Origin of the sequence: Methylobacterium aquaticum, from assembly GCF_001043915.1 — a bacterium.
Taxonomy (GTDB): Bacteria; Pseudomonadota; Alphaproteobacteria; order Rhizobiales; family Beijerinckiaceae; genus Methylobacterium; species Methylobacterium aquaticum.
Map to the genome: position 1 here is coordinate 24945 of NZ_LABX01000055.1, position 8993 is coordinate 33937.

Below are 8993 nucleotides of genomic sequence, written 5' to 3' on the forward strand. Positions count from 1 at the left end.
AGGCACATGGTCTCGGGCCCGGCAGTTCGTCTTTGATCTCGAAGTGCGCCGAGTTGATGAGGTCGACTTCAAGGGCGAGGGACGCCGAGCCCGTATTAGGTCGTGGCTCGAAGAGCCGCGGCCTATTCGCTTAGGGCGCAGCCCCAGAAACCCCGTTTCTCATTAGTTAATATTAGTCCTTCGGCCTTCGTTTCACGAACTAATATTAACTAATGAGAAAGACCCGGACTGTAGCGCCTCCGGCTTCGAGATGGTTCTCATTAAAGAGAAATGGCTTCGTCGAGGTCGACCTGTTACATGGACTGCGTCGGCCGAGAGGAATTTTCTCGTGCCCGACTTCATTGATGAGTTCGAGTTCGACATGACGAAGTTGAAGGTTCCGGAGAAGGAACCGATGTGGGCGCGGCTGCCGCCGCTGTCCGAGATCCACGTGTTGCAGGCGCAGTTCTTCGACAACAGCGCCCGCACGGTGCGGAAGAAGGGCGAGGCCGACTACGCGATCAAGCTGATGGTGCACCTGCGCGGGTGGGGCGTCGAGTTGCCGAACCCGGATTGGTGGCGGGTGGTCCAGTTGCTGGACCCGAAGACGGTGGTGGCCTGGGCGCGGGCGAAGGAAGGGATGAGCGCCGAGGACCTCGACGCCTATGAGGCCGTGTATGCCAAAGCGGTTGCGGTGCAGGCCGAGGAAGGCGTCGTGTTGGTCCGCATGGGCCACATCTCGTCGCCGCCGGGCAAGCAGTACTTCGAGGGCCAGTTCGTGCTCTTCATCCTGCGGGAGGATGAGAAGGCGACCTTGGTGGTGTATCGCAATGGCGAGGGCGAGATCTTCGAGGACTGGAAGCCCTCGCGATCGCGCGGCAAGACGGTGAAGCCCGGGACCCCGAAGCTCGTGATGCTTCATGATCCGGGGAAGATCCTGCCCAAGCAGCAGGAGGCGAAGAAGAAACTTGCCGAGGCTCGGGGAGGCCAGCCGTGACCGGCGAGTTCGAGAAGGTCCCGCGCGAGTACTACACCCCGGAAACGCTCGCGGCGATGTCGGATGACGACCTCCAGAACGCTCGGGGTGGATGCCTCGTCGCGGCGTTGCCGATGCTGATGCGTGCCGATCGTCGGCTCGAACCGCTGCGGTCCATCGATCGCGAGATCGCGTCCCGGCGGGCTCGGTTCCGTGCGTCGTACCCGCGATCCCATCGTCTCCGCTTCACCGACTGGTCCGACGATTGGGGGATCCTCCCCGCGCTGTCGCCGCAGGTGGTCGAGTGGCTCGACGACAACGCTCCAGGATGGGCGCTGATGCGGTTCGGTGTGCCCGCCCTCGGCTTCGAGGACCCCGCCCACGCCGTCTGCTTCAAGATGGTCTGGGGAGGCGTTCAGTGACCGAAGACGAGATCACCGCCCTGGCAGACCACATCACCCATCTCGAAGGCGAACTCGCCCAAGCCCACAGGCGGATCCGGGATCTCGAAGCCGAGGCGGCCGACTGCCGTCACCGTGAAGAGCTTCGCGAGGCCGCCGTCCAGGAGCGGGTGGCCCGTATCATCGAGGCGCAGCAGCGCAGCCGGGCCGCGGGCGCGAAGATCCTCGGGGGCTGACGAACCCCTGTCAGGATCGACCCATGAAGCGATCGTAGCCCGAGGCGAACCGCAGCCAGCGCGGTTCGTACTCCTGCCGCACCGACCACCGGACCCGGCGGATGTGCGCCGTTCTCGAATGGGTGTCGTGCTGCGGGCGGTACGGTCCCGGGCGGGGCGGAGCGGGCCGAAGGCATCCCGGGGAGCGACGCAGAACGGCATGAAGCCTCCCGGGATGACCGTGCGGGAGGTGCTGTAAGGTCTGTCGGTGGGTCAGGCAAGGCGCCGATCACGACGAAGGCCCGCCGGATGCGACCAGCGGGCCTTCGACAGGAGACGGGTGGGACGGGGGGCCCGGTCGTCACCCTGCGCGTGTTGTACCCGGGCTCGATGCCAACGCCACCGGAGCACGAGTCGGTCGTAGCCGCTCGCGTAGAGCATCCACCTCGGAGTGTCGGGTTCGGCCAGGGCGCGGCACATACGGCGATGGTGAAGCTCGGCCGAGTTCGCCGGGTGGATCCGGCGGTAGGGCCCGGGCGTGGGCTTCGCGAGCTTGCGGGGATCGGGGCGGGCGAGCTTCATCACGCAGCCTGCTCCCTCCCTTCGAGGATGGCGTCTGCATGATCCCGATCCCTCGCGACCACCGCGCCAATCACGCGAGCCAGCGCCTGGAGTTCTTCCTCCGGCGGCAGCGGGTCCCGCTCCTTAAATTCGTGACCGCTCTTCGTCTTGACCTTCCGCTCACTATAGGCCCCTGCGGGCCAATTGAACGCATCGCCGTGGCGGTCGAACACCTGCTGCCACTGACCTCCCTCAGCATAGCATTGGAAAACGTAGCCGTCAGGCTCGCCGTCGAGAACGATCTCCGGATCTCCCGTAACCGGATCGCCCGCGATGTGAATGCGGCCGTCTTCGTCGTCGCGGAAAATCACTCGGGTACGCATGGGTGTCTCTCGCATGTCGGGAGTTGGCGATAAACTGGTGTACTGGTGCGCATAAGTCAATGAGCCGGAATACGGATCAACGCTTTCTTCTCACCAGCCGCGAGTAGATCACGATTTGAGTTGTACCTTTTTCGCGAAAACGGTACAACTCGGCTGTCAAGACTGGCCGACCCTCGACGCCATAGCTCCGCCCTGCCCGCGGTCGGGCCTTGTGCTCATGAACGGTCTGGTGAGGATTTCGGGGCGAGATCACCCCGGCAGCGGCACACCCCCCGGCGGTTCGAAGCCGAACTTGGCGTGGAGGGAGTCGCCTGTCCGGGCGAAGTGGTCGTCGAGCCACTGCTTGAACCCGCCATCACCCCGGATTTGGGCCATGGTGGGCTCAGATTTGGGCGAGGTTGGCCCAGGACGAGCGTTCGAGGTTTTGACTACCTCTTCACCCTCTAGCTTCAAAACAGCCGCTGGCGGGCTTCTCTGTGGCTCGACCCTTTCAGATCGGCACGAATTTGCACCCTTGTCCGGAACCTTAAGATTTTGATTCTTATAAATTTTATTTTGAGTTGTGCTCAATCCTTTTGCGTTCCAGTTGAGGATCGCCTTGCTTAGAATCGAGATGCGATTGACGGTGCGTAGACCGTAGACGACCGCGATGTGTCCGAGGCGCTTGGCTCGGCGAGTGGTGGATTGGACCAGCCGCTCCGAGCACTGAGCACGCGCTGCGATTGTTCCAACAGCAAGTTCGCACGCACCGGTTGTTTCAGCCTCGCGGCGGATGACCTCTAGGACCGCGACGGCGCCGGTCGTGTAGTTCTTCTTCACGATTCCCGGGATCTTCGACGCGTCCCGCAGGTAGCGGCGCCGTTCGAGACGCACTTCGCGGACGCGGGGATCTTCGAGGCTCGGGCCGCGGGTCCGGGTCTGCGAGCTTGACAACCGAGACGCTGGCGCTGACGCCGTCGCGTTTCCCCCGTGACCCCCCAGCATCTCGCCGATCTTGTCGACGAGGTCGGCGGCGTGACTGGCGATCGTGACCTTGCGGGTGAGGGCCGCGTCCTGGCGCGCCTTACGCCTGACGATCGCCGCCTCGACGAGCGCCATGTCTTTCTGCGTCATCTCGCCGCACTCAAGCACGGCGTAAGCGTCAGCATGAAGACGGACCAGCCGGTCGCGCCAGAGGTCGCCTGCTAACTCATTGATGATGATAATAAATTCGCGGCGCCAATCCGCCGACGACTTCCGCGTGACCATGGCTCATCCTCTGAGATGAGCCGAGCGCATAGGTCCTCGCCCCCAGAAACTGCCTTTCAGGCAGCCGCTAGGGTTCACCGGCATTGACCGGTCTGGGGGGTCCGCTCTATGAAGGGGGTGTCAATGCCTCTTCATGAGCGTCCCTTCTGGGACCGCCGAAAGCCCTGGGTTCCCGCCCGGGGCTTTCGGCGTTTTAGGGCTCGGCGCTACTTCTGATCCAAACTCCGGGATGGCCGCCCCCTTCGCAGGGCTTGGCCGCTGAATCTCGCGCGGGGGAATCCCCACTATCCCCCTTCAGAGCATAAACGCGCCGGTTGATCAATCACGGGCCGCCGCAGCCTCTTGACAGCCACGGGCTCCGCGTTCTGCCGTCCGTGGTCTGGAACCAAATCACTACCCTCGACGAAGCTTAAGGGTTCGTTCACCATTCCTCAGCGACGAGTTGGAACCATGAGACCAAGGGAGCCCGGGAGCAAGGTCCCAACATTCCAAGGTCGCAAGCTTCGAGGGTTTCCATGAAGATTGTATCCCTGGTCACTCAGAAGGGCGGGAGCAGCAAGAGCACGCTCGCCCGTCACATCGCCGTGGCCGCACACCTTGACGGCCGGAAGGTCGTTGTAATGGACTGTGACATGCAGGGCACACTTCGTGACTGGGGTGAGACTCGGGCGTCGGCCGAGGGTGCGAACAAGCCCGAGCCCCATGTCGTTGTCGAACTGTCCCCGAACCGGAAGCACATCGAGTCCCGGATCGCGAAGCTTCGCGAGGAAGGCGTCGACCTCCTGGTGATGGACACGCCCGGCGGCCTTCAGACCCCGGTGCCGTTCATCGCGGCCGAGTTGAGCGACCTCGTGCTGGTCCCGGTGCGGCCGACGCCCGAGGATCTCAACGCTTTTTGGACCTTGCTCCCAAGGCTCAAAACTTCCAAGGTCCCAATGGCTGTGGTTCTCTCACAGTGCCCGACCACTACACCGAGGCCGCGGGTCGACACTCAAGCCGTTCTCTTGGCAGACGGCGTGCGGGTCGCCCCTGTCGCGATCCATGAGAAGGGAATCGTTCCGGCATCAGGTGTCGAGGGGCTGACGGCGCTGGAGCTTGAGCCCGCGTCCAATGCCGAGAGGAAGACGGTGCAGGAGTTCCAGGACCTGTACGCGTGGGTGGCAACGGAACTGGCCTGAGAGGGGGGTGGAGAGGATGGCACGATCAGCGGTATCAGCCCGCAAGCCGAGCGCGGCTACGGCGGGCGAGGGCGCGGCACCGAAGCCGCCGAAGGTTCTCGACGACAAGGCGCTCAAGACCGTGACGACGGCGATCCGGCGGGACCTGTGGCGGGACCTGAACAAGCTCGCGATTGATCGCGAGGCCACGATCCAGGCGGTCATGAACCGTGCGGTCTACGACTACCTCGTTAGCCAGAACTACACCCCGGGCTCCCCCCTGGAGGAGGACGACTGAGGTCGTCCTTACCACGGCTTCGAACCTTGCAACCTTGGAAACAGGGATTGAAGTTTCCAATTTAACAAGCTAACAACCGTGAACGAAACCGGAACTGAGTGGCAACTCTGGATGCGTGAGGACCGCGACATGCTGGCGACCAAGATGCGAGTCAGGGACGAGGCTCCGTGGCCGAACGTACCCGAGGGGATGGTGCTGCACCTCGACTCGGCAGGCAACCAGCCTAACGCAATGCTGGTGATGGGGATGCGCAAGCCCAGCGCGGGCGAAGAGAAGGCGATCCGCCAGAAGCCCCTGCGGGTCGGCATAACAACCAGCGATCCCCTAACCTGGATCACCGTCGAGGGCGAGAAGGTCAGCTTCGACGCTCCGTATGGTCTCGGGATCGTCGAGAAGGCCGAACAGATCCGCACTCAGCTACGGGCCGTCGACGGCTGGACGGATGCGACGCGCTGTGCCGTCACCATCGTGCTCGTCGACTCCCGGGACAACACCATCCGGGGCCTCCGGTACGCGACACTCGGTAAAACGTGGTGGTCCGTATTCGCCAACGCGATCCTCGCCCAACCCGAGCACATGACGCGGGCAACCTACGACGCGGCCTTGGACGCCGACATGCGCCGATACCCGTCGACGCAGCACCTCGTGCGAGCCGCGAAAATCATCGAGCCGCTCGGTCTCTGACGATGCAGATAGAGCGTAAGAAGACCTACCCGGTGGGGCACGCACGAACGGATGGGTCAGGTATTATAAGCGAATGCTACCATTCCGGGAGGCTTGAAATCAGGAGCCTCATGAATATGGCACGCAACCTGATCGAAGTTTAAATTCGAAAAAATGATCAGGTATCGCCGCCAAAAAGCCAATGATCCAGTGCTTGAACACCGGCCATGCCCACCGGTTGAGCTTTGATATCGGTGGGATGTTGTTAACCAGATCTACGCAGCGATTGCGTAGAACTTCAAATCCGGATTGTAGGAGTTCGAGGACGCGCCTAGATGGGATCCAGGATGGAGGAACCCCGTATGCGTACTGCCGCTATGATCGCCGCCCTGGCCCTCATGACCACCCCCGTGCTGGCGGCCGACCCGGGCTTCGTCGGGACCTGGGCGTCAAGCTCGAAGGCGTGCAAGGCGAACCCCAACGTGACGGGTAACGCCGCCTTCGTCATCGACCGCGCGGCCATGTACGGCAACGAGTGGCAGTGCGAGATCAAGAACACGGTGCTAACAGGGGAGGGGGGCTGGCGCGTCGGGCTTGCGTGCGCCTCTGAGGGCGACGAGTACAAGCGCCGGGTGGTGTGGCGGCTCGTCGGCGAGAAGCTCCATCAGGTGGAGGGCGGCAAGATCGCGACCTTCACCCGCTGCGCGATGGGCGACTACCGCGGCCACCCCAAGGGTTAACGATCCGCGGATCCGGGCTTGATCACCCGGTGCTATCCTGGTACGAGGCCGCCGCCCGTTTGGGGCGTGAAGTTTTCAGAAGTTGATAATCAGATGATGACTGCTGCTGAACAAATGATGAGTGCCATGAAGTACGATTGGGCTCCCGATTTCGTTCGTGGTACGGACGATATCTTGTGCTATTTCGCAACTATGCATTGTGCTCACACTCTGCGTCATGTCACGATCAACACCGGACATGTGTCGGAGACCACGCGCGAGGGTATCCCTGAAGAAAATGTGGAGAAATTGTACCCGATTGTCGCTGCTGCTGAGAAAGGTGGCGTGTTGGTGCAGGTCCTGGGGCCAATTGGTGTTGCGTTCGAAGATTATTACGCTGATCAGGTGGTCTTCTACTTGACCTATAACAACCGTGCCGTGATCCAGTGCACTCTCACCCCGGGTGCTGTGGCGGAACTGGCCGTCGAGTTTGGGGATGGAGTCGACGACATCCCGGAGGACATGGCTCGGCGTATGGGCGCGATCGAGCGCGATCTCGCCTGGACGGTCCTGGATCGCAAACGGCTGTAGCCGTTCAACGCAGCGGTCGGTGGTGGCGTCCTCTTAGATAGAGGATGTCTACTGCTCGAAGTCTTCGCTGCTGGGAGGTGGTTCGGTATCTCGTCGTGCCAGGGTGCCACTACTCGCTGGTCGTCCCCTCCGGAGCCCTGCCATTCTAACCTTGGCCGGGTGGGAATTGGGGGAGGCACTAAGTATTTTCAGCGTACCAAAAAATAGTTGCAGGAAGTCAGGTTTGTGGGAGGCTGGTTCAGGCGAAACTTTCGCGGAGAAACTCTTGCAACTGACAGGCACCCAGAAGTTCGAACCTCGCCCGTTCAGTGGGAAATACCTTCAGGTCGCCGTAGATATCGACGTGGATTATCCCGGACACCTCCGGGCCGTTCTTCAAGGATCTGATCTCACTCGTCAGGCGAAGTTTCTGACCTATGCGGAAATCATGGGCGGGAACGAGGCTGCGCTGGCACAGCGCCTCCGTGGCCCAGAGGCGCCATCTACCTCTGGGAACGCCGAAACCGATCGGGCCGTAATCGGTCGGGCTCTCGCGATCCTTCAGCCCCGCGATGTCGTCGAGGCGGTTTTCGGGGCAGTCCCTGATGGCCTGCTCGGTCTTCTCGCGCGTCTCGGAGCAGATCCGCTCGCAGATCCCTCCCTCTACCGAACTGCCTTCAGCCTCTACGCGGACCCGCAGCATCAACGCCGGGCCGCTCTCCTGCGGCAGATCGAAGGGAAGGTCAGCCCCACGAAGATCGCTGCGGCGGCCCGCCTGCCCGACGTTCTCCTGCGCGCGGCCGTGCTGAACAAGATCCACGACGTGCCGGTGCAGCTTCCGAGTCTGTGCGCCTTTGTGAACTACATCCGCGTGGTCTGCGATGCAGACGACGCCGCGATCGCGCACTCCCTCAACGATCTCAGGCCCGGCACCTCTGGCCAGGATCTCAAAAGCTGGGCGCAGACATGGATGATGCGGCAGGTCAGGCTCCATGTTCCGCCACCGATCCCGGTTGAGGACGCGGCCTTCTCGTTGATCGTCGGCCGTGATCTCGCTCGGATCGGTCGGGAGTTCCGCAACTGCCTGGGTGAGCGCCTTGCCGAGGCGTTCCTGGCCTCGACGATCCACTATCTGTGGACGGATGCTCCCGGCGGGGCGGCTGTCGTCGCCCTGAGCCCTCTGTCGGACGGCGGCTGGTTCGTCGAAGACGTGCGGCAAGCCCGTAACCGCAGGCTTTCGTCCTCGGCTGTGCGGGAACTTCGGGCCGCGCTGAGCAAGTACGGGATCACTATCCATCTCTTGGCGCCTGAGAGCGGGCCTTCGCCTCACGCTCTCCGGCACCTCATCAACAGTTGGGCTTCTGGTCTCGACCTGAGCGACGACGATGATGAGGAGCAAGATTGTGGGGGCGGCGAGGAGGAAGCTGAGGTTCTACGACATCTCGATCGCCTTCTTGCGGGCATCAACGGCGAACCCGTTCCGGACGGCTACTACGAGGACGAGACCGAAACCGCATGACGAGCGGCAGCCTGCCTTGGCTTGGACTCTTCACCGCAGCCGGTGCGCTCGTCAGCTTGGATCCCACAGCGATCGGGGCACCGCTACAGACCCTACCAGTCCAGTTCGTAGAGAACCGCTCGCCCATGCGACAGGTCATTCGCGACCGCCGCGGCCATGTCCTCGGCACCATCGAGCGGCAGCCACTCACGGCCCGCTCCGTTGCCCGTGATGCCCACGGGATCATCGTTGGCATCTACGACGAGCGAGCCGACACCACCCGCGACGCGCACGGGGTGCTGGTTGTCAGGCGACACGACAAACT

General features: G+C 62.6%; 13 protein-coding genes. 9 read left to right on the forward strand and 4 right to left on the reverse strand.

What is annotated here, in order from left to right; all coding sequences use genetic code 11:
• Nucleotides 1–328 precede the first annotated feature (328 nt).
• Genes VP06_RS07845 through VP06_RS07855 form a run of 3 tightly spaced genes read left to right on the forward strand, consistent with a single transcriptional unit; the run spans nucleotide 329 to nucleotide 1592 of the window.
• Nucleotides 329–976 (forward strand): hypothetical protein, encoded by a 648-nt coding sequence (locus VP06_RS07845; protein WP_048463268.1) that lies wholly within the window; start codon nucleotides 329–331, stop codon nucleotides 974–976.
• Nucleotides 973–1377, forward strand: a complete 405-nt coding sequence (locus VP06_RS07850; protein WP_048463269.1) for a hypothetical protein — start codon at nucleotides 973–975, stop codon at nucleotides 1375–1377. Before VP06_RS07845 ends, VP06_RS07850 begins: the two co-directional genes overlap by 4 nt.
• On the forward strand, nucleotides 1374–1592 hold the full coding sequence (locus VP06_RS07855; RefSeq protein WP_048463270.1) for a hypothetical protein: 219 nt from the start codon (nucleotides 1374–1376) through the stop codon (nucleotides 1590–1592). The genes VP06_RS07850 and VP06_RS07855 overlap by 4 nt, the downstream gene beginning before the upstream one ends.
• Nucleotides 1593–2152: 560 nt before the next feature.
• Here VP06_RS07855 and VP06_RS07860 read toward each other — a convergent pair.
• Both VP06_RS07860 and VP06_RS36070 read right to left on the reverse strand, forming a co-directional pair.
• A complete protein-coding gene (locus VP06_RS07860; protein WP_048463271.1) occupies nucleotides 2153–2515 on the reverse strand; it encodes a hypothetical protein in 363 nt (120 codons plus the stop codon).
• Between the two features lie 249 nt (nucleotides 2516–2764).
• Nucleotides 2765–3763: a hypothetical protein gene (locus VP06_RS36070; protein ID WP_156295493.1), complete on the reverse strand. Its 999-nt coding sequence runs from the start codon at nucleotides 3761–3763 to the stop codon at nucleotides 2765–2767.
• A gap of 515 nt (nucleotides 3764–4278) precedes the next feature.
• On the opposite strand from VP06_RS36070, the gene VP06_RS07870 reads away from it, so the two are divergent.
• The 5 genes from VP06_RS07870 (at nucleotide 4279) to VP06_RS07890 (ending at nucleotide 7191) form a co-directional block, all read left to right on the forward strand.
• The gene (locus VP06_RS07870) at nucleotides 4279–4941 is read left to right on the forward strand and encodes a ParA family protein (RefSeq protein ID WP_048463273.1); all 663 of its coding nucleotides are present in this window, start codon (nucleotides 4279–4281) and stop codon (nucleotides 4939–4941) included.
• Nucleotides 4942–4957: 16 nt separating this feature from the next.
• The gene (locus VP06_RS07875; RefSeq protein WP_048463274.1) at nucleotides 4958–5218 is read left to right on the forward strand and encodes a hypothetical protein; all 261 of its coding nucleotides are present in this window, start codon (nucleotides 4958–4960) and stop codon (nucleotides 5216–5218) included.
• A gap of 129 nt (nucleotides 5219–5347) precedes the next feature.
• The gene (locus VP06_RS07880; protein ID WP_156295494.1) at nucleotides 5348–5902 is read left to right on the forward strand and encodes a hypothetical protein; all 555 of its coding nucleotides are present in this window, start codon (nucleotides 5348–5350) and stop codon (nucleotides 5900–5902) included.
• Nucleotides 5903–6243: 341 nt separating this feature from the next.
• On the forward strand, nucleotides 6244–6621 hold the full coding sequence (locus VP06_RS07885) for a hypothetical protein (RefSeq protein ID WP_156295495.1): 378 nt from the start codon (nucleotides 6244–6246) through the stop codon (nucleotides 6619–6621).
• A 93-nt stretch (nucleotides 6622–6714) separates the two neighbouring features.
• Nucleotides 6715–7191, forward strand: coding sequence for a hypothetical protein (locus VP06_RS07890; RefSeq protein WP_048463277.1), 477 nt, complete (start codon nucleotides 6715–6717; stop codon nucleotides 7189–7191).
• A gap of 238 nt (nucleotides 7192–7429) precedes the next feature.
• Here VP06_RS07890 and VP06_RS07895 read toward each other — a convergent pair whose 3' ends face one another.
• A complete protein-coding gene (locus VP06_RS07895) occupies nucleotides 7430–7990 on the reverse strand; it encodes a hypothetical protein (protein WP_048463278.1) in 561 nt (186 codons plus the stop codon).
• Here VP06_RS07895 and VP06_RS37960 point away from each other — a divergent pair.
• Nucleotides 7973–8689: a hypothetical protein gene (locus VP06_RS37960; RefSeq protein WP_245291096.1), complete on the forward strand. Its 717-nt coding sequence runs from the start codon at nucleotides 7973–7975 to the stop codon at nucleotides 8687–8689. The genes VP06_RS07895 and VP06_RS37960 overlap by 18 nt on opposite strands.
• Before the next feature lie 92 nt (nucleotides 8690–8781).
• Here the strand turns inward: VP06_RS37960 and VP06_RS37055 are convergent.
• Nucleotides 8782–8993 (reverse strand): hypothetical protein (locus VP06_RS37055; RefSeq protein WP_197093156.1); only part of this gene is annotated, 212 nt, incomplete at its 5' end.